The sequence below is a fragment of the Acaryochloris sp. CCMEE 5410 genome, assembly GCF_000238775.2.
In the GTDB taxonomy this organism is placed as follows: domain Bacteria; phylum Cyanobacteriota; class Cyanobacteriia; order Thermosynechococcales; family Thermosynechococcaceae; genus Acaryochloris.
This window is the reverse complement of record NZ_AFEJ02000001.1, coordinates 2,560,274-2,583,225: the sequence shown is the minus strand read 5'-3', so window position 1 is coordinate 2,583,225 and position 22,952 is coordinate 2,560,274. Positions and strand designations below refer to the sequence as shown.

At 47.9% G+C, this 22,952-nt stretch carries 19 protein-coding genes; 6 read left to right on the top strand and 13 right to left on the bottom strand.

From position 1 onward, the window contains the following. Positions 1–41 precede the first annotated feature (41 nt). Positions 42–557 carry a molybdenum cofactor biosynthesis protein B gene (gene moaB / locus ON05_RS11685; protein ID WP_010472256.1) on the top strand — a complete coding sequence of 172 codons (516 nt, stop codon included), beginning with the start codon at positions 42–44 and terminating at the stop codon, positions 555–557. Positions 558–587: 30 nt separating this feature from the next. On the opposite strand, the gene ON05_RS11680 is transcribed toward moaB, so the two are convergent. From ON05_RS11680 to ubiE, 3 genes are all read right to left on the bottom strand, one after another. After that, positions 588–902, bottom strand: coding sequence for a Txe/YoeB family addiction module toxin (locus ON05_RS11680; protein ID WP_029315131.1), 315 nt, complete (start codon positions 900–902; stop codon positions 588–590). After that, positions 853–1,194 carry a type II toxin-antitoxin system Phd/YefM family antitoxin gene (locus ON05_RS11675; RefSeq protein ID WP_010472252.1) on the bottom strand — a complete coding sequence of 114 codons (342 nt, stop codon included), beginning with the start codon at positions 1,192–1,194 and terminating at the stop codon, positions 853–855. Before ON05_RS11675 ends, ON05_RS11680 begins: the two co-directional genes overlap by 50 nt. 123 nt (positions 1,195–1,317) lie before the next feature. Further along, a complete protein-coding gene (ubiE, locus tag ON05_RS11670) occupies positions 1,318–2,037 on the bottom strand; it encodes a bifunctional demethylmenaquinone methyltransferase/2-methoxy-6-polyprenyl-1,4-benzoquinol methylase UbiE (RefSeq protein ID WP_010472250.1) in 720 nt (239 codons plus the stop codon). A gap of 37 nt (positions 2,038–2,074) precedes the next feature. On the opposite strand from ubiE, the gene ON05_RS11665 reads away from it, so the two are divergent. The 3 genes from ON05_RS11665 (at position 2,075) to ON05_RS11655 (ending at position 4,230) form a co-directional block, all read left to right on the top strand. Further along, entirely contained in the window at positions 2,075–2,920 is an 846-nt protein-coding gene (locus ON05_RS11665; protein ID WP_010472248.1) for a Tab2/Atab2 family RNA-binding protein, read from the top strand. Positions 2,921–3,025: 105 nt separating this feature from the next. Beyond that, complete coding sequence (locus ON05_RS11660; protein WP_010472246.1) at positions 3,026–3,589, top strand: Uma2 family endonuclease; 564 nt, start codon at positions 3,026–3,028, stop codon at positions 3,587–3,589. Further along, positions 3,574–4,230 carry a hypothetical protein gene (locus ON05_RS11655; protein WP_010472244.1) on the top strand — a complete coding sequence of 219 codons (657 nt, stop codon included), beginning with the start codon at positions 3,574–3,576 and terminating at the stop codon, positions 4,228–4,230. Before ON05_RS11660 ends, ON05_RS11655 begins: the two co-directional genes overlap by 16 nt. A gap of 29 nt (positions 4,231–4,259) precedes the next feature. On the opposite strand, the gene ON05_RS11650 is transcribed toward ON05_RS11655, so the two are convergent. The 6 genes from ON05_RS11650 to ON05_RS11625 all read right to left on the bottom strand — a co-directional run bounded on the left by ON05_RS11650 (position 4,260) and on the right by ON05_RS11625 (position 14,271). Beyond that, on the bottom strand, positions 4,260–5,588 hold the full coding sequence (locus ON05_RS11650; RefSeq protein ID WP_010472241.1) for an ankyrin repeat domain-containing protein: 1,329 nt from the start codon (positions 5,586–5,588) through the stop codon (positions 4,260–4,262). Then, a complete protein-coding gene (locus ON05_RS11645) occupies positions 5,588–6,739 on the bottom strand; it encodes an ankyrin repeat domain-containing protein (RefSeq protein WP_010472240.1) in 1,152 nt (383 codons plus the stop codon). The genes ON05_RS11650 and ON05_RS11645 overlap by 1 nt, the downstream gene beginning before the upstream one ends. Before the next feature lie 37 nt (positions 6,740–6,776). Next, positions 6,777–8,978 carry a DEAD/DEAH box helicase gene (locus ON05_RS11640; protein ID WP_010472238.1) on the bottom strand — a complete coding sequence of 734 codons (2,202 nt, stop codon included), beginning with the start codon at positions 8,976–8,978 and terminating at the stop codon, positions 6,777–6,779. 33 nt (positions 8,979–9,011) lie between these two features. Then, complete coding sequence (locus tag ON05_RS11635; protein ID WP_236618923.1) at positions 9,012–11,435, bottom strand: PAS domain S-box protein; 2,424 nt, start codon at positions 11,433–11,435, stop codon at positions 9,012–9,014. Between the two features lie 178 nt (positions 11,436–11,613). Further along, entirely contained in the window at positions 11,614–13,737 is a 2,124-nt protein-coding gene (locus ON05_RS11630; RefSeq protein ID WP_085945163.1) for a CHASE domain-containing protein, read from the bottom strand. A 111-nt stretch (positions 13,738–13,848) separates the two neighbouring features. Further along, complete coding sequence (locus tag ON05_RS11625; protein WP_010472232.1) at positions 13,849–14,271, bottom strand: response regulator; 423 nt, start codon at positions 14,269–14,271, stop codon at positions 13,849–13,851. A gap of 942 nt (positions 14,272–15,213) precedes the next feature. Between ON05_RS11625 and ON05_RS11620 the strand changes: the two genes are divergently transcribed. Next, positions 15,214–17,040 carry an EAL domain-containing protein gene (locus ON05_RS11620; protein WP_010472228.1) on the top strand — a complete coding sequence of 609 codons (1,827 nt, stop codon included), beginning with the start codon at positions 15,214–15,216 and terminating at the stop codon, positions 17,038–17,040. Positions 17,041–17,196: 156 nt separating this feature from the next. Beyond that, positions 17,197–17,763 carry a J domain-containing protein gene (locus tag ON05_RS11615; protein WP_010472227.1) on the top strand — a complete coding sequence of 189 codons (567 nt, stop codon included), beginning with the start codon at positions 17,197–17,199 and terminating at the stop codon, positions 17,761–17,763. Here the strand turns inward: ON05_RS11615 and ON05_RS11610 are convergent. From ON05_RS11610 to sir, 4 genes are all read right to left on the bottom strand, one after another. Then, positions 17,760–18,596 (bottom strand): pentapeptide repeat-containing protein, encoded by an 837-nt coding sequence (locus ON05_RS11610; RefSeq protein WP_010472225.1) that lies wholly within the window; start codon positions 18,594–18,596, stop codon positions 17,760–17,762. The two genes, ON05_RS11615 and ON05_RS11610, sit on opposite strands and share 4 nt — an antisense overlap. A 5-nt stretch (positions 18,597–18,601) precedes the next feature. Then, the gene (locus ON05_RS11605) at positions 18,602–19,243 is read right to left on the bottom strand and encodes a hypothetical protein (RefSeq protein WP_010472223.1); all 642 of its coding nucleotides are present in this window, start codon (positions 19,241–19,243) and stop codon (positions 18,602–18,604) included. Positions 19,244–19,400: 157 nt separating this feature from the next. Further along, positions 19,401–20,621: an NAD(P)/FAD-dependent oxidoreductase gene (locus ON05_RS11600; protein ID WP_010472222.1), complete on the bottom strand. Its 1,221-nt coding sequence runs from the start codon at positions 20,619–20,621 to the stop codon at positions 19,401–19,403. A 30-nt stretch (positions 20,622–20,651) separates the two neighbouring features. Further along, entirely contained in the window at positions 20,652–22,586 is a 1,935-nt protein-coding gene (sir, locus tag ON05_RS11595; protein WP_010472221.1) for a sulfite reductase, ferredoxin dependent, read from the bottom strand. Positions 22,587–22,952 lie beyond the last annotated feature (366 nt).

Below are 22,952 nucleotides of genomic sequence, written 5' to 3'. Positions count from 1 at the left end.
TACTCTAGTTCAGTCAGATAGAAACGAGTGGGAGCATCAGGATGGTAAAGCAGTTTATTCCCATTAATATTGCGGTGATGACGGTGTCTGATACGCGAACAGAAGACACGGATACCTCCGGGAAACTGTTGTGCGATCGCATCCAAGCAACCGGACATACCCTAGCTGAAAAAGTCATCGTTCCTGACGACATCTACCAAATCCGCGCTGTAGTTTCTCGCTGGATAGCCGATGAATCTGTACAAGCCATCATTACAACGGGAGGTACAGGCGTCACTGGACGGGACGGCACACCAGAAGCCATCAAACCCTTGCTAGATAAGGAAATTCAGGGGTTTGGCGAAATCTTCCGCATGATCTCCTACGAGGACATTAAGACTTCAACAATTCAGTCTCGGGCGTTATCGGGGGTCGCCAATGGCACCTATTTATTTTGTCTACCCGGTTCATCTGGTGCTTGCCGCACAGGTTGGGATGCCCTGATTCAAGACCAATTGGATGTCCGCCATTCCCCCTGCAATCTGGCGGAACTGATGCCTCGATTACGGGAACGGTAAAGACGAAACTTTGTGGTTCCACTCAAATGATTAGTCGTAATGGTATTGACAGGTTAGAAAGTCAACTTTTGCATGTCCAACCCGATAAACGAGTCGATCGGCTAAGGTGACTCTTCGACTCCAAATATCGGCCCCAAGGTATTTTAAGGGTTCTGGCTTACCTGTTCCGGTAAAGGGGTGGACCAAGCATTCATCTACTAATTTCCAAACCTTGTCATAGGCTGTGGGATTGGTGCGAGCTAGGTCTTTCAAGTCTTCTCGAAACTCCGTCTCAAAGATGGGATACCGTTGTGGGTTATTCGCTGGCTGTGACTGTGATGGTATCCGCTTCTTCCGTTTGCTCACAGTATTGCCGTAATTCCTCTAAAGATTGTTGGGGGTTGATCGCTTCGGGTGTATCCAGATCCCTTTTCTGGGATTTCTCAAGGGCAGAAAATAACCGTTCGGCATTGTTTTGCGATCGCAACAGGTGCACGGTTTCCACCAGGCTGCTCAACTCGGATTCAGCAATCATGGCAACATTAGGTGCATTTTTGCGTTTGACAATGACGACAGAACTATCATTGGCCACCTCATCTAGAATTTTGAAAAATTCTTTGCGGGCATTAGTTGCAGATTCTGTTTTGCTAAGTAGCACACCTGTACCTGAAACGCGTACATCTGCAAGATAGCATCTAGTCTCTATGAATGTCCAAACCTTCATCTAATATCGAGGTGTAGTGAGATCTCTAAATCATGACTTAGCTCTGGGATGATTTAGCTATCCATCGAGGATACAGGGTTTCATGGCCACTAAAACCCCCATTAAGCCTCCAGCAATCGGGTAGTGAGTCACATCCGTCAATCCAGCGTCTTTTGCTAACCTTTCCTGTTCCGGTCCAGGAGGGAAGCGCTCTAGGCTAGGGGTAATATAGGCATATTCATCCGTGAGGCCATAGCGTTGAGCTATGGGTACCACCACTGATTGCAAATACCAATTTTGAAACTGCTGAATCCAAGCCTGCTGGGGTTGATGAAAATCTAGAATCGCCACCCGGGCACCGGGCTTCAGCACCCGGTAAATTTCGCCCAGACATCGGGGAATATCGGTGACATTGCGGAGACCATATCCCATAGTGATGCAGTCAAACTGGCCGGTGGCAAAGGGCAGTTCTAGAGCATCCCCTTCCACCCAATCCAAGGATAAATGGGGGTATTGAGTCTTGCTACGTTGCTCAGCAACCGCCAGTTGCTCTGAGGAAAAATCGACTCCGGTCACTTTCCCAGGGGATACTTTCTGCGCTAACAGTCTGGCTAAATCTCCACTGCCACAGCAAATGTCTAACCCCTGATCGCCCGGTTTGGGATTGGCCCATTTGACAGCCATCATTTTCCAAATGCGGTGCTGGCCCAAGCTCAACCATTGATTCAGGTCATCATAAACAGGGGCAATGCGGTTAAAAATGTCTTGAATATCAGAGGATAGAGGAGTTGGGCTCATGGGGGGCAACCGTTGACCGATGGAGAAGGCAAAAACGATGACGATCTGGCAAGTGGACTTTGATCGCCGTCCTCTTAAGAATACTGAGGACTATCCCCTCTGGGAACTCACCGTTTATGATCCGCAAACCCAAATGGCCTGCCATCGGCTCTGTCCTGAACCCAACGCTAGTTCTGAGTGGTTAATGGCAGAGCTACAAGAACTATTTACCTTGATGGGGCCACCTCCCACCCAATTCCAAGTTTTTAGACCCCGCAGCCTGACGTTTCTGGAAGATGTTGGGAGAACCCTCAATATTGCTGTAGAGGCTACCCGACAAACACCGGGATTAAAGCGGGTCTTGCAAGTAAGAACCCAAGCCTATGCTCAACTACCGGAGTATACAGGCCAATCCTATGACCCCTTAGCGATAGAACCGTTGCCTCCCCAGCCCATGCCTGAACATCTCTGGGGGGACCAATGGCAATTTGTCACCTTAGCCGCCTCAGAGCTAGAATCCGTGCTGCTGCAACGGCCCATTCCCCTACGGACAGTGCCGGAGATGTTATTGCCGAGTCAGTTGGGTGTAGCCGCAGATACGCGAATACCGGGAGTGTTGATCAATGGAGGACGACGGTCGATGCAGTTGGCTCAATGGTTACAGAAGCAGCAGCCTGCTTCCATTCAAGCCATGCGGGCGGAGCTAAGTGGGTTGATTATGGCTGCCGGTTTGAATGAGCGCTATGTGTTGGTGACTTATGATGATGCGGATATTGTCTCAGCAGCCCAGGGGTTTGAGCAGGGAAAGCAAGGGAGCCAAGGGCTACATTTTTTGTTGGTACAGCCCGATGATTCAGGGGTGACCTATACAGGTTTATGGTTATTGTCTTCATTGATGGAGTAGGCTTTATGGCCAGGTATAGACTGAATAATGTGGAAGGGAGCGAGACGGCTATGCTCGGTTTTGTAGGATATAAGAGATTTAGCGATTCTCTTTCAGCTATCCATTATGGTTCAAGCCCCTGCTCAAACCGTTTCTCTATCAGAATTCTTAGCGCTACCAGAAACACAACCTGCCAGCGAGTATCTTGACGGGTATATTGTTCAGAAGCCCATGCCCCAAGGGAAACACAGAATGATTCAGCGAGGCTTGACGATGGCTGTGGAAATGGTGCTAAAGCCCCAGAAAAAAGGGCGAGTTTTTCCCGAATTGCGCTGTACCTTTGCTGGACGTTCTATCGTTTCAGATATTGCAATTTTCACCTGGGAGCGAATTCCTAGAGATGAAGATGGCTCCATTGCCAACCAGTTTTCCCTTGCGCCTGATTGGGTTGTTGAAATTTTGTCGCCGGATCAAAGTCAGGCCACTAAGAAAATTCTGTTTTGTCTCCAACAGGGCACTCAGCTCGGTTGGCTGATTGATCCTACTGAACAAACGATTTTTGTGTACGCCTCAGAGCAAGCTTTGCAAGTGTTTGATATGGATGCTCCTGATCGCTCCCTGCCTGTCCCGGACTTTGCATCGGATGTGCACTTAACGGTACAAGATATGGTGAATTGGTTGCTGGGCTAGTCACCCGCCAATCCCGATTGCTAGCTCTGATACAACCAATGCAGCCAGACTATTTTCAGCAATATTGCCAGCTTAAACAACAAGGTTTGAGGAAAGAGGCTCGCAAGCCTCTGCTGGCTTTTATTGATTCATTCCAGAGTATGGAAGAAAAAATTGTCTGGACCCAGGAGTATTTGCCGATTTGGGAACAGGAAAACGATCACAAAATTCGGCATGAGCTTTACTCAGAAATCGTTTTCCCGGCACTGCTGCATCGCTATAGACAGCAAGAGCTGTGGAGTATAAAGGGTTTACTTACAACTATCCAAAATTTGTATTCATGCCCTCAGTTATGGGAACAGATCGATAGAAAAACAGATTGGATGCTACTAGAGGAAGCGCGAGCTTTAGCCCCGGATGACATGGAGATTAAGCACCAGCTCATTGAAAAACATCTTAAGTGGTTTGAGCATTGCCAGCATGAATGGCCTTGGGGAATTTTGTACTGGAATAATGGCGCTTCTGTGGAGGAGTGTGAGGAAATTTTGCGAGCTGTGGAAAGGACTAGGGTTCTAGATTGCGAGTTGATCCATCAAACCTTCTTAGATGAATTTGTGGATAAGGTCTACACGTATCAACGACGGCTGCTCACTAAAAGTTGAAGGTTTCTTTGTATTTCATCTTTCAATTGCTATGGGACATAATCCACATAAGTTTTTCCTGCTGCATCTTGCTGGTTAGGATCAGCACCAGCGAATATTAAAAGTTGCATCAGTACAGAATCATCAGTTGGGGCTGCCAGCATCAAGGGGGTTCTGCCTTGGGGATCTTGATAGTTGACCTCTGAACCAAATTGCAATAACAATCTGATTACTTTGATGGCATTACTCCTGCGTTCCTCCCAGGATGGAAACACCAATCCTCGCGGTACATCAATAATTTGCCTGAAGTAGGTGTTAATCGCAATCATCAATGGCGTCATGCCCTTATGAGTTGCTTTAACATCAGCGCCTGCATTCAGTAACGCTTCGACGATCGCGGGATGGTTGGGGAAATTGCCTCTAGATGCCATCAGCAGTGGTGTTTCCTGAAAGCAGTATTCATCCCGCAGTTCATAATCAATGCCAGCATCAATTAGAACATGGACAATGCCTATCGAGCCTTTGTCTATTGCCGTATGGAGTAATGTATAACCCTTTTCGGTATACAGATTAATATCAATTCCACTCGCAATCAGTTCTTGGAGGCGAGTAATATCGTTCTCTTCCACTGCCTTGAGACAATCAGAAATGCATGGATCTTCACGCCTGCTTTTTCTGCTAATCCCAATCCGTAACGTGTCTTGTAGATCATCAATGGCAGAGTGCTCAAAAGATTCAATATGGTGAGTACAAAGATTAACTAGATAGTCAAAAATCTCTGCTTCACCACTCATCGCAGCATGGCGCAATGCTAATTCCATATTCAGTAACTCAGGATTGAGCGATTGATGAATAGCAGATTCAGTAAGGAGTTTGACTCCTTCTAAATAGCCCTTATCAGCAGCAATTCCCAAAAGATTATAAAAATCATCGATCTCAAGATTGATATCTGCACCTGACTTAATCAGCAATTCTGCGATATGAAGATTATTGGACTGAATAGCGGCCCAAAGGGGAGAGTCATAACCGCTGAGATTAATATTTGCTCCTGCCTGAATCAGAAATTTGACGATATCTAACCGTCCTAGACGACACGCTTGGGTGAGCGGATACTCATCTTGCAGATCATCTTTCCAGTTAATAGACAGCTCTAAATGAAGCAGCAGTTGAATGGTGTGAAGGCTCCCGGCTGATATGGACGCCATCAAAAAGCTAGGGCCGTATGTAGCGACATCTATCTTGTTCTTAGTGAGCAAACTATGGAAATGATGAGCCTGATCATCGTGAATCGCGTGATATAGCTGCTCACCTATCTGACCATCCAGATTGAAATTGATGTTGAGAGCCAAGGTCTGCCACGAAGCTTCAGTTTTGCTCATCAGAATGGTATCTCGTCGAATTTAATATCAAACCTGCCCACAGCACCTGCACGTCTGAGCAGCTCAACTATTTCTGCAAACTTACCTTGTCTTGCGATTTCAAGTGCTTTGACTCCACTCTCATGGCGAGTGTTAACATCCAAGCCAGCATCCACTAGGATTTGGGCTGCATCAATACTGTTAAAACATGCAGCTTCAATCAAATGATTAATCTCTAACGTTGCTCCGGCATGGATTAAAGCTTGAATGATGTCGGCATGGTTCCCAATGACAGCTAGATAGAGGGGAGAGACCTCTGAATCGGAGCAAACCTCTAGATTTGCCCCCGCTTGGATAAGCAGATTAACCACTGCCAACTGTCCTCGTGCGGCGGCGACATGTAATGCATTTTCACCCCTTGCATTCAGCTTATTAATATCCGCTCCTTCCGCAAGCATACGGACAAGATCGGAAATATTTCCTTGGGCCGCCGCTGCAACAAATGTTTGAGTCAGGGTATCACGCAGTCGCTCTTGGTATAACAGACCACTGGGCAGTAAAGATTGCGAGTATTGCCGTTGTTCTTCGCAATCTGTGAGGGCATATAGATAATCAAAAATATTTTGATGTCCTGGATAGGCAGCCATCACCAGGGCTGAAATGCCATCACTGTCCACAATATTTGCATCTGCCCCGACTGAAATCAGATACTTCACCCAGGTGAGCTCTCCCATAGCGGCTGCCGCCATCAGCGATGTCCTTCCAGACTCACTGAGAGTATTGACGTTGATGCCAGCCTCGACTAATAATCCAGCCATGTCAAATCGATCTGCCCGCATCGCTTCAGTTAAGGGTTGCCCGAGGCAAGCTACATTGGGGTTCGCTCCATGACCGAGCAATATTTGCAAGATCTCAATATTGCCCACTTGAATAGCGGACAAAATCGGAGCACTTTCACAGCATGCAGTTTGATTGACATCGGCTCCAGCGTCAATCAACACCTGCACCCCTTCTAACCAATTACGATCAATAGCATTGATTAAAAGAGTTGTTTCTCTCTCAAGGTCACGGTGATTGACCTCTATTCCGATGGTCAGTTGTTGCTGGAAACCCAATAGGTCATGCTGCTGAATGCACTGAAATAGAGTGTCCCAGTGATTGATATCTACCATTGCTGGTTATGGTGAACCGGATGCCGACTGATCTAACCTAACCTCCACCACAGATTTCTGAAACTGTTTCCCAGGTACCTTGGGGATCGAAAAAGCGAGCTACATAGTTATGGTTCAATAGCTCGTCTGTTAACACCCAGTCATATTTTTCACTGCGTTTCGTTCGCACTACATCAGCTAAACGCAGCGGGTTAGCAGGACCTAGATTCACCAAAGACTGCAAATAGGGCATCAGCTCATCCGGTTCCACCCCCTTGACCTTAATCGCTAGCCCCTCTTGACTCGCCTTCAAGCCACTATCCAACAGCAACATCTGCAGGGTATTCATCACCAAGCTGCCTCGCCAAGGAAAAAGCAAGACCTGCTCATCTTCGCCAACAATATATTCCTGATCTAAACCACAATCGCGAAATTGAGTGCGCGCTTCATGTAAGAGGGTTTTGGCCGTGTCATCCAGGTAAACGGGCATATCTGTGGAACGGTATATCTCTCGCATGGTTTGCCGGACCCGATCATGGACAAAACCACTACTACCCCCAAATCGGGGGGCTTGCCCTTCTCCATCGGCGGGGACCACCATCACTACTTGCTTTTCGCTATCTACAGATTGGACTTGCCACCGACGACCCGCAAACAACAACACCATCTCCTCGGCAATGGGCATTGAAGTGGGTAGGGTACCCAACACGTTCTCTGGCGTGCTAATTCGGTACTCTTCGGTTGTGGAAAAAGCTGTGTAAAACGTGTAGTGATTGACCAAGCGTTCACCTTTAAGGCCCAGCAGTAACAAGCCATCCTGGCTTTGCTGGATTAGATCCCGCTCCCCTAAACATCGCAAGAGCTTGATAAACAGTCCTTGCTCCATTTCTTGGAAGGGGCCTTCCTCGCAGAAGTCATGCCAAGCCTGATCGGCCCGAATGCCGCCCTGTTGGGCAATGCTGGATAGCAACTGTTGAATCAGAGTGGAGATATGCAGGCGTCCAGCAATCGGCGGTTCATACCAGCCCTCAAGCAGCAAATTGATAATGGCGATCGCTTGCACTAAATCGGGATATAACGCCTGCTCTGGGGAGGTGAAGGAATCCAGTTGGGGCACAGAAACATAGACCCGCATAATGGCTGGATCGCCTGCCCGTCGGCCTGAACGTCCTAAGCGTTGGCGAGTACTGGCTACAGAACTAGGGGGACCAATCTGGGCAATGGACTGAACAGCTCCCACATCAATCCCCATTTCTAAAGTCATCGTGCAAATCACGTTGACGGGATGATCTCGCTTAAGCGCTTCTTCCGCCTCGGCCCGCAGCTCTTTGGAGAGGCTGCCATGATGAGGCATAAACTCATTGGGCACCCGGTATTCTGCTGAGAGATTGCGCAAAATATCGGCATACCGCTCCACTTGGCGGCGACTGTTAATAAAAATCAGATTCTTTTCCCCGCGCAGGGATTGGAAAAGGTGCTGAGCAATGTCCAATGCATCTGGGGGCGGCATGGTTTCATCTTCTTCCTCTTCCGGGTCTGGAGTGGGCGATGACCGATAGCCTCGGAGCTGTAGCTTCAGTTCGTCGCCTTTAGCAAAGGACTGGACGAGTTGGACTCGCTCTTGCTGCCCTGGGCGGAGAAATTCTGCGGCTAAAGACATATCCCCCAAAGTGGCACTCAAGCCAATCCGAGGCACTGGGCGTTCCACCACCTGTTCAACTCGCTGCATCAGGGATTGGAGCTGGCGGCCCCGCTCAATGCTGATAAAGGAATGCATTTCATCAATAACGATGTAGGAGAGGGAGGCAAACAGCCGACCCAGTTCTTGCCCTCGCAGGACAAACAGGGCTTCCAACGACTCTGGGGTAATCAGCAGTACACCAGCAGGCTGCTTGAGCAGGCGTTGTTTGGGGCCAGAGCTAATATCCCCATGCCAGGGACATACGGGCACGTCCAGGCAATCGCCAATGGCTGATAGACGGCGATGCTGGTCATTAATCAAGGCTTTAAGCGGCCCTAGTCCAATCACCTGAATGCCTTTGGTAGGCTGATCGACCAGTTGCGAAAATACGGGCAGAAAAGCGGCTTCGGTTTTGCCTTGGGCCGTGGCCGCAGTGATAATTACATCCTTATCCCCAGCCAGGATGGGGGGGATAGCTAACTCCTGAATTTCTCGCAGGGAGGGCCATTTTTTGCTGGCAATCCACTGTTGAACGCGGGGGTGGAGGCGATAAAAGTTGGAGGTGGCAGGAGCAGTCACGTTGCAGCCTCGGCAATGAACATTGCTAAGAGCTTAGTCCATCGCTGGCAGGGTGAAAATAAAGGTGGTGCCTTTGCCAACTTCGGTCTCAAAATGAATCTGGCCCCCATAGTTCTCGACAATTTTTCGGCAAATGGAGAGGCCAATGCCTGTACCGGGATACTGGTCACGCTGATGTTGACGGGCAAACATGGTGAACACGCGATCGCAAAATTCTGGCGCGATACCAATTCCCGTATCGCTGACTGAAAGCTGCCAATGAGTGCCTTGGCGTTGGGCTTTAACCGTAATATGGGGCGGTTGATCACCATGAAACTTGAGGGCATTGCCAATTAGGTTTTGAAAGAGCTGCACGCTTTCGATTTTGCTGATGATCACCGTCGGCAACTCATCATAAATAATCCAGCCTTGCTTTTGTTCAATCACTAAACTGAAATCATTGGCGATTTGTTGGACGACAGCATTGAGATCAACGGGTTCAGGGATATCTTGCTGACGACCAACCCGAGAATATTGCAGGACAGATTGCACTAAGGCATCCATTCGCTCAGCACCATCAATCACGTAATCAAAGTAGCGGCGACCCGTGTCATCAATCTGGTCTGCATAATCTTCAACCAGTAATTCAGAAAAGCTTCTAATTTTGCGTAATGGCTCTCGCAGATCATGGGAAGCAACATAGGCAAATTCTTCTAAATCTCGGTTCGAACGCTTTAGTTCTGAGACAGCTTGCTCTAGGGCAGCCTGGTTTTGCTTCGACATAGTAATATCGAGACCACAGCCGATCATCCCCGCAAACTGATCGGCAATATATCGAGGAATACCCGTATTCAGGATCCAGCGGTAAGTACCGTTGCGATCGCATCGTCGATACTCTAAATGCAAAGGGATTTCTTCCGCAAAGCAAGTCTGGAGCTGGTCAATAAACCGGGAGCGATCATCAGGATGAATAGTATCCAGCCAGCCCCAATTGATTTCTTGCTCCAGAGAACGGCCCGTAAAAGTTTGCCAAGTCTGATTAACATAGGTGCAGAGTTGCTCTGCATCGCAGACCCAGATCAATGCAGGTAAGGAGTCTGCTAAAGAGTGAAATCGAGCCTCACTTTCCTCTAATTGGGCATTTGCCCCCACCAAGGCATCAATACTCTTATTGATATTTTCCTGTAACTGGTAGTTTGCTTGTTCTAGGGAGTTAGCTACCTGCTTAAAGGGAGTGATGTCAATGCAAGACCCCACATAGCCCACAAACTCCCCATTCGGTAAAAATCGAGGTCGCCCAGAATCGAGTAACCAACGATAGTGGCCTGCATGATTCAGGTACCGATATTCAAGTTGCACCGATCGCCGTTCTTCAAAGGCCAAGGCAAAAGTTTCTAAGCACTCATGAACATCTGCAGGATGAATCCCCGTTACCCACCCCTCTTCAATTTCTCGCTTTAAAGATCTACCCGTAAACTTCAACCATTCTGCGTTGAAATAGGTGCGTTGATTGCGATGATCCGCGACCCAGATCAGAGCGGATGAACAATCAGCCATGGCCTGAAATCGCTGTTCGCTTTCCATTCGCTTGACTTCGGCTAGCTTGCGATCACTGATATTCTGCATAAAACAGAAATGCCCTAGAAACTCGCCTTGGTTGCTCCGATTCGCCACCATCGTGAGTTGCTGATAGAAGATGGCCCCTTGTTTGGTGGCCCCTCGTGCTTCCACAGAAATCTTGCCCGTGTCTAGCATAATGTTGTAAGCCGATTCCAAAATGGGAATGTCGTTGGCAAACACGGTGGTTTGCCAGGGCAACCCCACTAACTCTTCGGGACTATAGCCAACATCATGGGCATAGGTCCGATTAACCTCCATAAAACAACCCTGCGGGTCGAGGTGAGCAATCCCTTCCATCGCACTTTGCAGGGCGCTGTAAAAACGCTGTTGCTGCGATTGCTGTTGTTGAATCTCAGCCAGTTGACGTTTGACAACATCTGTGGAATCCTCTTCAATCAGCTGAGTCGTCACAATGTTGGACTGGACTGAGGTCAGTTCCCAGATGCGTAGCTGTTCCAGGCTTAAAATCCCAACTAGCTGCTGATCGTCTACTACCGGCAGATAGGGCAGCTTAACGACTTGGAACCAGTGCATTGCCTGCTCCCAGGTGGCTAATTCAGATATCTGTGGATACGTTACAGCAGGGCTCAGTACGTCCATGAGCAGGGTTTGGTCAAAATTCCGTTGCTCAGCGACCCAACGTACAATATCCTGATTGGTCAGTAGACCTTGAACCTTCTCTTGCTCAAGCACGACCACATAATTTTGCGGATTGCCCACCTTTTCTGGAGGAGATCCCTGCCAATGGGGTATTTCTCCAGCCTGCATCATTTGCACAACCTCCAGTAATGTCACCTCAGGTGACAACACGGGTGGATGACAATCCAGCATATGCTCAATAGTCAGCGTACTTGGCATAAATAATGCAGTCTAACCAGATTGAAATATTCATATCGTTCTAAAGATGAGCAGAACGTTAGTCAATTGACGTTTGACGGCAGTATGCCCAACCTGCGATTATCCCTCCTGTCTCCTTGATAATTTGTGATATTTTCAAGTGTTCTGCTGCTCCAGCATCAATCCATCGGTAGACGTTTTAAAAATCGAATACACTCACAAAGGGTTGGTCTGTTGTCCAATGATCTTGGAAATGGCTAGGGAGTTTGATATGGAACGTGGTCCCCTCCCCTAGCTTCGACTCAGCCCAGATCGAACCATCATAATGGTCAATAATTTTCTTACAAATCGCCAAGCCGATACCCGTGCCGTCGTAGTCTGTGCGATTGTTCAAGCGCTTGAACATCACAAAAATATCTTCTACTGCATTCTCTGAGATGCCGATACCATTGTCTTCAACCGTGATTAACCAATGTTTGTGGAGTTTGCTAGCTGAGATCTGAATATAGGGAACGGCCTCTCCTCGAAACTTTAAGGCATTAGACAATAAATTCTGAAATACCCGCTGCATATCCGTCGGATTGATCATCATTACAGGTAGGTCGCCTACTTCAATCACAGCTTCACTTTCAGCAATAGTCAGGCTTAAATCTTGCTGGACTTGCTCTAACACTGTTCCCAAATCGGTTAAAGTGACCTCTCGGTCTTCGGACGATAACCGAGCATAGGCGAGCAAATCAGCAATCATGGCCTGCATTCGCTCTGCTCCGTCGATCACATACTCGAAATACCGTTGTCCTTGTTCATCAATGTTATCGACATAGTCTGCTTGCACTAGCTCCGCAAAAGATTGGATTTTACGCAAGGGCTCGCGCATATCGTGAGAGAGGACTGAAGCCATCTGCTCTAATTCTTGGTTGGACCGCAATAGCTCTGTATTGACCATTTGACATTGAGCATCTGCTTGTTTCAGGGCAGTGATATCCATCGTAGTGCCAACATATCCACAAAATGTTTCATCCTGGGTATATCTAGGTTTTCCCAGGGAAAGCATCCAGGCATAGCTACCATCCCGCTGGCGCAGTCGATGCTCGATCGCAAATTCTTGCTGTTGGTTAAAGCTCGACTCATAGGTTTTCTGCCATTGTTGTCGATCGTCAGGATGAATGCCTGACATCCATCCATAACCGATCTCAGCCGCCATCGTTCGTCCCGTCGTGGTTAACCAAGTTTGGTTAAAAAATGAGAACATCCTGTCTGCATCCGTGACCCACATGGGAGCAGGAGACTGATTGGCCATCATTTGAAAATATCGGTCTTGTTCACGGTCAGCGGATTGCTGCAACTTCCAAATGAATACACTGCCTCCTGCCAGCAGAAGCAACACCCCCAAAAAGGGTAAAAAGACCCATAGCCTGCTGGTGTGTTGATGAATCAATTGAGGGGTGACCTGAGTGACCACAACCCAATTCTTCCCCTGTACCGCAGATAAAGTCGTCGTTCGCCTGAAATCCGAAGGGGGGACTTCCTGATTGGTATTTGTATAGAGCAGTTGAGAGGTCTGAGAATTGGTTTGATCGATCAACTGAATTGACAATCCAGCTTGAGTAGCCTGCTCCACAATAGGGGCCAGTAGAGCATCTAGCTGATAGACCCCCACCACAAAGCCTCGCAACATTAATCGTCTGTCTTGAAGGGTTTGCGGCTGATTACGATAGACAGGAGAAACCTTGAAAAACATTTGGGGCACATCCTGATCCTGGCCCAGGACTGCTGTGACCATCTCCTGGCCCGAATCTCGTGAGTTTTCTAATGTTTGGCGTTGCATCGTATCTGACCCGCGATCAAACCCTAAACGTTGCTCATTCCCTGCATAAGGTTCTACAAAAGCGACAGGGAAATAGGTCTTACGTTTGTCAGCGACTTGTATCGTCTTGGGGGCCTTGCGCTCAGTGAGCTGAAAGTTCGAATATTCCTTTTGTCGTTTGACCTCAAATGGCTGTCGTTGCGGGTGCGATATCAAGGGAACCCACTCTAATGCTTGTATGTTTGAATGTTTCGTCAGATATTGCTGAGCAACTAAACGAAATTCTTGGGCTGTAACCTCTTCTGACCCTGTAAACAGGGTACTTAGACCATTGAGTGGTGTAAAGTTCAGCGCTAATTCTCGATCAAGCGCCATAGAAATCTGATCAGCTTCTTGGCGAAACGCTTGCTCTATTCCATGCAATTCAGTCTGCCGAATTACGATAGCGGCGGGCATGGAAGCGAGGAGACTGCTTCCTCCCAAGGCCAACAGCATAAACAAGTGACGTCTATCCATGCTCAGACTTTAACAGGCTCCCCCGGCTCTGAGACAAATCTGTATTCATCTATAAAAGGATATATGGCTACAAAAGGATATATGGCTACAAAATTGCTATTTTGCCAATAATTAACTCTTGATAGGTAATTTTGCGATTTTAGTCCAATATGTACTGATACTTGTGATAGTACTAATGTATTGAGATAGGCTGGCCGGTTTTTGAATAAAGCAATTGGCTCCTAGCTCGTAGGCTTTCTGAATATCTTTATCTGCATCTGAGGTCGTAAAAATGATCACCGGGATCATGCGAAAAGCGTCATTTTGCTTGATGGTCTCTAGTACCTGTAATCCATGAATACCTGGCAAGTTCAGGTCTAGAAGAATCATGCTAGGTAGACTTTTTTGCTTATATTCTCCTTCTCGGAGTAAGTAGGATAAAGCACTTTGCCCATCTACGACCCAATCTAAATCAATAGCAGCATGAGAGCGCTGGACACCATTTTGAGTTAATTCGATATCTGCAAGATCATCTTCAACTAATAGAAGTTTCATAACCTTATCCCGCTTAAATTGATATCTCTAAAACTTGCACTTGATATGGCTGACAGGAGATGGATAACTGCTCATAGCTCACAAGAGATTGGGTATTATCATCCATCCTATAACGGCATGAATTTTAATAGGGTCTTTACAAAAAGACACTTTAATATACAACAATCTATATGGTGCCGACAATCTCTAGAAAATATTAATAAAAGGAAATATTAGAGTGTTTAGCTCTCCTCAAAAGTTAGACTCTCTTTTCTCTGAAAATAGGAAAAATAATTCGGTTGCCGAATAATGATGAAAATTAATTGTGTTATTGATTAACTGCAAGAAAATAATAAATAGCGGCACAACCCAAAATAACTTTTCAACGCTGGATCTTCTGATTGAGACCGTATCATACGATACACGTCAGACGCTGAAAAAGAAGTTTCATCTTGTCGTTAAAGCTCTTTTCTCTCCTGTGATAGAAGCCAGTTTTCACCGTTTATAGAAATAGGCTGTATCCGTATTAATACTGAAATAATATTTTTTTGAAATATTTTATGAGTTCCGTATGTTTACTGAAGCGATCGCAAGAATCAAACGGGTATAAGAGAGATACAGTATTGGTCCTCAACATCCGCAGAAACGCGGATTCTTTATCTAAGTCCATAGATTCTGAGACTGAGTACTGGGTTGATATGGGGGGATCGAAGGGTCATTCATATGACTCTGCATCCATAGAAAGAATGACCAAGTTTGGACAAGAACTGGGCAATATTGGGGGGAATACAAGAATGATTTCTTTTCTGAGTAGAAAAGTAGTATTTACATCATTTATTTGACCTACAGCAATGGCTGAGTATTTATGGGGGGATCAGCAAATAAATCATCAGCCGTACCCAACAAAAGGTGCGGCTGATAGAGAGGTTCAGCCTCTAGGCTCATACGGGGGATTCCAGGTACATGCACGCATTTGGCTCACAAGTTATTCCAGTCAGTAATACCGAGATCTTGATGATTGAAGATGATATTCAAGATGTCGAAATCGTAACGCGATTATTGGGGAAAGAAAAACAAAGCTCCATCATGCTCAACCATTGTCCAACCTTGCATGCTGGTTTGGATACCCTGAGAGAACAGTCCAAAATTGATTTGGTTTTGCTGGATTTATCTCTATCTGATGCCCAAGGGCTGGAGACATTTCGCAAAATCCATGAAGCTTTTCCAAATATCCCTTTGATTATTCTAAGTGGTAATAGTGATGAGCGGATTGCCTTAGAGGCAATGCAACAAGGTGCCCAGGATTTTCTCGTCAAAGGACGATTTGACAGTACGGTTCTGACCCGCGCGATTCAATATGCGATGGAGCGCCAGCATCAGCGCTTGGAGCTTGAATATAAGAATCTGGCCTTAAAAGCGCTATCGGATCAGCTAGCTGTGGCTAACCTAGAGCTGGAAAGGTTGGCTGCCGTCGACAGTTTGACCCGTGTCTATAATCGGCGACGATTCGATGAGGTGTTTCTAACGGAGTGGAATCGCTTACTCCGCGAAGAAAAACCTTTGTCTTTAATTATGTGTGATGTTGATCATTTCAAAGCCTACAACGATACCTATGGTCATCAAGCTGGTGATTTGTGCTTGGAGAAAATTGCACAAACGATTGCCAAAGTTGCTAAGCGTCCGGCAGACTGTGTTGCTCGGTATGGCGGAGAAGAGTTTGTCGTTGTGCTGCCCAATACGGATATCAGCGGGGCAACCCATGTAGCGGAAGCCATCCGTGGGGCGATTCATAATCTTAACCTGCCCCATTCTACCTCGCCGATCAGTAACCGCATCACCCTTAGTTTGGGCGTTGCTTGTCAAGTGCCGGATGAGGCGATTGCCCCTTCTTTGTTGATTGAAGCTGCCGATCGAGCCATGTATACGGCGAAAGAAGGAGGGCGAGATCGCATGCAAGTGCATTATGCTGATTGCGCCGTTAATCTTCAGTCTCGACAAACCTTGCAGTGGGTGAGCCGATTACGGGATGCCCTTGAGCATAATCAGTTTGAATTATATGCCCAGCCCATTCAAGCATTGCAGGCGAATACCTCTGAACCTTGCTTTGAAATTCTGCTGCGTTTATGTGATCAGCCGGGTATTGTGTGTTCCCCTGGTATGTTTTTTCCCGTGGCTGAGCAGTATGATTTTATGCCCCGGATTGATCGGTGGGTAATCAAGCATTTATTTGCAGACTTAGGCGAAATTAATTCCTTAATGCTGCAAGAAGCGGTTTTTTTCGTGAATTTATCCGGGGCAACCTTCAAAAATATGGAAATTGCCTCTTTTATTGCAGAACAACTGGCTCGGCATCATTTAAGACCCGAGCAGTTCTGCTTTGAAGTTTCTGAAACGGTTGCCCTGAAAAATATTGAAGCCGCTGCTCAACTCACCACAGCCTTAAAAAGTATGGGGTGTAAAGTCGCCTTAGATGATTTTGGCAGCGGCTTGTCATCGTTTACCCATTTGAAAAAGATTCCCGCTGACTTTGTCAAAATCGATGGCTCTTTTATTCGAGGTGTGGTCGATGACGATATGTCTAAAGGTGTGGTGGAAGCCATTCATCATGTTTCGAAAATTATGGGTCTGCAGACCATTGCAGAGTATGTGGAATCGCGGGCCATTCTAGATCTGCTCAATGACTTTCATATTGACTTCGCCCAGGGCCATTACTTTGGACCGGCACGTCCCTTGGTAGATACCCTCGCTACTTGGCAAACTACTGCTTATACTGAGCGCTTGTCTGCGTAACAAAAGGGGAGGGATCAAGGTGACTTCTAGATGTCTTTGCAATGTTCCTTAGGACTTTGTTGCATTCTGTAGTAGAAAGTAACGGCTATTGCATTGCTTTCCAGGTTTGAGCCTCATTAAGATGTTTGTAAACTTTCTAGGGAAAGTGAGTCTGCCATGCATGTTGGCGAGGCACATCTGCAAACCTTATCCCTCCATCAAAATGCGACCTTTGATGAAGTGCGGGAAGCCTATCAGGATTTAGTGATGGTGTGGCATCCCGATCGGTTTGTGCATAATCCTCGTCTGTATAAAAAGGCAGAAGCCAAACTCAAAGAATTTAATCAAGCCTACGCCTACTTAAAAGCCCATCAACCTCGGCCTTGCCCCCCTCGCCATAATCGAGCCAGGACGACTGCTCCATCCTCCGCTAAAGTCACCACACCGAAAAAACGTCGAGGTATGGCTTGTCCTTGGTTGACCTATAGTGATGCGACTTATATTCTGAATCACTACTCTTTTGAGGCGATAGCACCTAAAACGGTTGGGCACCGAACGTTCCAGAGCGGGCCTTTTGTTTTAGATACCTGTGAGCAGCCTGCCGAGGTGGTTCTGTCCGTCCCCTGTGATTCTGTCCATGCTTTTGATCGGATTTTGTTGTCGATTCCTTGTAAATCCCAAGGTCACTTTTGGCAGGAAGAAGCGCAACATCTGCTGAATCTGCTACACACTCAAGGAAACTAGCAGCTGAGGCTGGGGAATCCTCTGGCCTGCTCTAGACTGGCTAAGTCCCAGACTGCTCCGTCTAAGCAGGTTTGATGAAACTGAGCACGATGCAGTCGCGCTCCTCGTAAATTGGCCCGTCGTAAATTAGCTCCGGAAAAGTTCACCTTACTCAAATTACTCCAGGCCAGATCGACTGCTTCGGCATTAATATTCGTAAAATTCGCCCGAACGAAGTAGGCTTGGCTGCAGTGGGCGGCCCGTAGATTGGCGCGGCTCAGATCGGCTCCATATAAATAAGCCCCAGTTAAGGTGGCATAGCTTAAATTCGCCTGACTGAGGTCTGCCTGAATGAGGTTGGCGGCTTCGAGTTCTGCAAAACTGAGATCTGCTCTGTGGAGTTGGGCTGCTTCGAGTTCTGCTCGCCGAATATCTGCATGTTTTAAGCTACACCCTACTAAGTTGGCTCGGCTGAGTTCAGCATCTAACAACACCGCTTCGCCTAAATCTCCACCAATTAAATTGGCATCTCTGAGATCGGCCCCTTGCGCTTGAGCATGGTGGAGGTTGATGGCAACGCCCTTAATTCCTGTGAGTTGAGCGTCGGTTAGGTTGGCTCCACATAAAAGACTGTTGCTTAAGTTGACGCCCGCTAAATTAGCTTTCCGTAAATTGGCATCGCTTAGATCCGTATGGCTGAGGTCGAAGGCCTGTAAATCCATTTGTCCTAGATTACAGCCCGCTAGATTAGGAGAGTTGTGGCTATTATCCTGTCGCCACTGATTCCAAATTTCAGGGCCACGATATAAAAGGGCTAGGTGTTCCCCTGCCATGGCAGACTTGTACTTGCTCATCTCAGCTATTCATTGCGCTTGCCGCCCAGAGGCTCGCGTCCAGGGACATGCTCAAGGGCGTCCACCACAGCCGCCGCTGCAGTTTTAATATCTCGCTCAGCTCCCCCCAAGTATAATCGGCCAAAACTGCCCACAGAGGTGATTTGTAAAATATTGATCAACGCAGCTTTTTCGGCTTCATTGGCTGCGAGGGAGGCATAGGCCGCGGGCTGAACCTCCATCACATAGAGAGCTTGACCCGCTAGCAACATATTGCCCCGGCTGTTGCGGTTAATTAGCTGCGCGTGGTGGGGATCAATATTGCGAATAATCTGACTAGAGACGACTTGGGGGCTTAATCGTTCATTTTGCCTGACCCCTAGCGCTTCTAGCATGGCTCGGCCTGCCGTTTGGGTTTCAGCTTGGCTACTCGCATGCACTTCCAGAACCCCGTATAAGCGTTCCACCATCTGTACACCGGGGCGGACCACTGCCGCTTTCAGGGCGACGTCCATGATCCGGTTAATCTCAATTCCAGGGGAAATCTCTAGCCATAGAGAGGTATCTCCTGGCAACGGTAAAAAACCAACGGCCACTTTGCCCATATAGGCAGCATGCTGTGGTTGGAGGCTATCTAAGTACACATAGCTACGTAATTCAACACCCAAAATAAAAGTCTCCTGTCGATGAAAAATAGGTCCCGACGGATCGCCAGGGGCGACCACATCTGCACAAGGTGTTAGAGATAGTCTCCATTGATGTATGAAACCACAGAACCGTCCTTTGAGTGGGTTTTTCCTCTGGGTAAAGCAGTTCCCAGTCGCTCTATTCAGGTTGCCCCATGGCCTGGGCCGCTAACCAGGCCGTCGTCCAGGCGTTTTGAAAGTTAAATCCACCGGTAATGCCATCAATGTCGATGACTTCGCCAGCAAAATAGAGTCCGGGACAGCAGCGACTTTCCATGGTTTTGAAGTTGATTTGTTTGAGGTCGACGCCGCCGCAGGTGACGAACTCATCTTTGAAGACTCCTTTCCCTAAGACATGAAACTTACCTTGGGTTAGTTCTTGCAGCAGCGATCGCAAATGGGTTTTGGATAGATCTGCCCAGCGCTGTTGGGAAGAAATCCCCGCTGCCGCAATCAGTTTTTGCCAGAGGCGCTGGGGTAAGTCGACGGGGCAGTGGTTTGAGATCGCACGTTTGGCAACGGCAGTTCGGGTTTCCCTCAACCGCTGGCGCAGGTCTTCATAGGAGCAATGGGGCACCCAATTGACCGTCAATTCTCCCTGATATCGGCTTTGATGAAAAGCCCGTGCTCCCCAAGCCGAGAGTTTGAGAACCGCAGGACCACTGAGCCCCCAGTGGGTGACCAAGAGCGGCCCCTGCTGGTCAAATTTTTGATCTCCCACTGTTAACCACAACTGCACTGGATCAACCGCAATACCGGCTAAACCTTGCAATCTCGGATCCTGGATTTTGAAGGTAAATAGGGACGGTACTGGCGATACAAGGGTATGACCGAGCTGTTTGGCAAGACGATAGCCAAGGGGATGACTGCCCGTGGCTAAGAGGATGCGATCGCACCCCAGCTTCTCTCCAGATTTGCACCCAACTGTAAATTGCCCTTTATGCTTGATATGAGTAACGGACATTCCCGTCCGCACCTGAATTCCCAGTTTTTGAGCCGTTCGTTGCAGGCAGGCAATAATGGTTTCCGAGTCATTAGTTTTGGGAAACATGCGGCCATCGGCTTCCGTTTTTAAGGAAACTCCGTGGGCTCGAAACCACTGCACCGTATCCTGGGGCTGAAACCGACTAAATGCTCCCCGCAAGGCTTTAGACCCGCGTGGATAATTACCCACCAGCTGCGAGGGTTCAAAACAAGCATGGGTAACATTGCAGCGCCCACCCCCGGAAATCCGCACTTTAGACAGGAGCTGCCCACTGGTTTCCAAAATCGTTATTCGAGTCTGGGGGTAGGCTTCTGCACAGGCAATCGCCCCCCAGAACCCAGCCGCACCGCCGCCAATGACGACAATCTTCACCATAGCTTTATTACACCTAAAATTAGGTGCAATTTAGGTCTGAGATTGATTTTTTAAATAGGTATCAATAGCATCAGACGCCACTTCAGTCAGGGTTTTGCCCTGGGCGCTGGCGGTCTCTTTCAGACGGCTATAGACATCTTCCCGCAGGTTGACCCGATGGCGGACCCGGGCTTTACCACTGGCGATTTTGCCGGTTTGGGTCGCTGGGTCATAGGTGTCGCTGTATTGTCGCAGGGCGTCGAAGCCGATGCGATCGCAAAAATCACCAAAGCTTTCAGCGGTTTTGCCCTTTTGCTTAAAGAACACCAAGAGCGGCTCTAGGGTTGTCTCCAATTCGTCGATGGGCATCACTTCCAGAAAGGTTCTGGCGAGCCGAGTCTGATTGGGGCTTCCCCCTAACCAGAGCTGATAGGACGTTGGCTTAATGCCGACAAAGCCCAGCTCAGCCATATAGGGACGAGCGCAGCCATTCGGACAGCCGGTCATTCGGATGACAAAATGCTCTTCCTTTAGATCCAGCTTATTGAGCAGCGCGCGGATGCGATCAATAATGCCGGGGATGGCGCGTTCCGACTCTGCAATGGCTAGTCCGCAAGTGGGCAACGCTGGACAGGCCATTGCATAGCGCACCAGCGGATCAATCTCTGTTTCTGCTAGCACCCCTGCATGGTTCAAAATGCCTTGAATCGCCGCTTTATCACTGGGCTGAATATTGTAAATAATCAGATTGTGATTGGCGGTCAGCCGCATGGGCAGATGGTACTGCTTCGTAATTTGGCGTAGGGCAGACTTCAGCTGCAGCTTGCCATTGTCGAAGACCCGACCATTCTCAATAGAAATGCCTAAGAAGAGCTGACCATCGCCTTGCTCATGCCAGCCGAGGTAATCTTCATACTTAAACTCAGGCAATGGGCGGCTGGGGGCAACTGACTTACCAAAATACTGCTCAACAACGCTGCGAAATTTATCAATGCCCCAGTCGTTGACCAGGTATTTCATGCGGGCATGGCGACGCTGCTGGCGGTCACCATAATCTCGTTGCGTGGCAACGATGGCTTTGACTAGGTCATAGACATCTTCTTTGGCCACAAAGCCCAGTGGATCGGCAATGCGAGCAAAGGTCTCTTCTTTTTTATGGGTGCGGCCCATGCCACCCCCCACAAATACGTTAAATCCTTGTAATTCGTCCTGGTCATCCAGGATAACCACTAGACCCACATCCTGGGTGTAGAGATCAATGGAGTTATCGCCTGGGACAGTAACGGCAATCTTAAACTTCCGGGGCATGTAATGTTGCCCGTAGATTGGCTCTTCGTCATCGTCTAGGTTAGTGCCGTTGGTATTGCGCTGGCGAGCCGCTTTGACCTCAGGATGCTCTTCTGCGGATAAGAATTTTTCCCCATCCAACCAAATCTCGTAGTAAGCGCCCGTTTGGGGAGTGAGTAAATCGGCAATCCGATTGGCATACTCTTGGGCATAGACATAGTCGGGACGATTAACATAGGGCGCTGGCGGGGCCATCACATTGCGGTTCAAATCTCCACAGGCTCCTAGGGTAGACCCCATGCTATGAATGATGGCGGCCATCACCGTTTTCAGATTCTGTTTGACAATGCCGTGAATCTGGAACCCTTGGCGGGTGGTGGCTCGCAGGGTTTGATTGCCGTAGGTCTCGCTGAGTTCATCCAGGGTTTTGTAGAGCTGTGCTGGGATAAATCCACCGGGACTGCGAGTCCGCAGCATAAACTGATAGTCTTTTTCCTGCCCTTTCGCTCGATTATCACGATTATCTTGCTGATAGGAGCCATGAAATTTGAGGATCTGAATGGCTTCTTCTGGCAAATTTCTCGCATCCGTTTGGAGTTCTGCAATTAACGGATGGCGTAGATGATGACTGCGCTCTTTAATCCCTTCCAGTTTGGAAAGCTTAGGCGGAGTCGGTTGTTTAGGGGGAGCATTGACCATGAGGAAATAGGCAGTTGATGACAATGTTTAGGTAGCGAATCGAACGATTCCTACCCTTAAGAAAAGGCTAGGCTAACGTCAATATATCCGAGCAATTCTAACGCGGAGATATTAATGCCCGGTAAGTCGGTCGGGATATCGATGAATCACCTCTTATCTTATCACTGCTTCCTTTGAGCAAACCGTGACAGACCCAAACAATGTCATAGGTGAGTCCAACTCATCAACGTTGGAACTTAAGCTTTTTTACCAACTAGGCTTGCTCAAGATGAATGCACACTAGCGCCGCTAGTGTGCATTCACTTTATCTAAAACTCAAAAACCCTGGATGAGGCCCAAGCGAAAACGCCCAAAAGTCCACCCTTT

What these genes read in the sequence shown, in the direction of transcription:
- ON05_RS11625 (WP_010472232.1), bottom strand. Translation starts at nt 14,271, where the DNA reads ATGAAACTTCTATTAGTTGAAGATGATCTTGCAGATATCGAATTAACT.
- sir (WP_010472221.1), bottom strand. Translation starts at nt 22,586, where the DNA reads ATGGTCAATGCTCCCCCTAAACAACCGACTCCGCCTAAGCTTTCCAAA.
- ON05_RS11665 (WP_010472248.1), top strand. Translation starts at nt 2,075, where the DNA reads ATGACGATCTGGCAAGTGGACTTTGATCGCCGTCCTCTTAAGAATACT.
- ON05_RS11615 (WP_010472227.1), top strand. Translation starts at nt 17,197, where the DNA reads ATGCATGTTGGCGAGGCACATCTGCAAACCTTATCCCTCCATCAAAAT.
- ON05_RS11635 (WP_236618923.1), bottom strand. Translation starts at nt 11,435, where the DNA reads ATGCCAAGTACGCTGACTATTGAGCATATGCTGGATTGTCATCCACCC.
- ON05_RS11610 (WP_010472225.1), bottom strand. Translation starts at nt 18,596, where the DNA reads ATGAGCAAGTACAAGTCTGCCATGGCAGGGGAACACCTAGCCCTTTTA.
- ON05_RS11620 (WP_010472228.1), top strand. Translation starts at nt 15,214, where the DNA reads ATGCACGCATTTGGCTCACAAGTTATTCCAGTCAGTAATACCGAGATC.
- ON05_RS11630 (WP_085945163.1), bottom strand. Translation starts at nt 13,737, where the DNA reads ATGGATAGACGTCACTTGTTTATGCTGTTGGCCTTGGGAGGAAGCAGT.
- ON05_RS11600 (WP_010472222.1), bottom strand. Translation starts at nt 20,621, where the DNA reads ATGGTGAAGATTGTCGTCATTGGCGGCGGTGCGGCTGGGTTCTGGGGG.
- ON05_RS11650 (WP_010472241.1), bottom strand. Translation starts at nt 5,588, where the DNA reads ATGAGCAAAACTGAAGCTTCGTGGCAGACCTTGGCTCTCAACATCAAT.
- ubiE (WP_010472250.1), bottom strand. Translation starts at nt 2,037, where the DNA reads ATGAGCCCAACTCCTCTATCCTCTGATATTCAAGACATTTTTAACCGC.
- ON05_RS11660 (WP_010472246.1), top strand. Translation starts at nt 3,026, where the DNA reads ATGGTTCAAGCCCCTGCTCAAACCGTTTCTCTATCAGAATTCTTAGCG.
- ON05_RS11645 (WP_010472240.1), bottom strand. Translation starts at nt 6,739, where the DNA reads ATGGTAGATATCAATCACTGGGACACTCTATTTCAGTGCATTCAGCAG.
- moaB (WP_010472256.1), top strand. Translation starts at nt 42, where the DNA reads ATGGTAAAGCAGTTTATTCCCATTAATATTGCGGTGATGACGGTGTCT.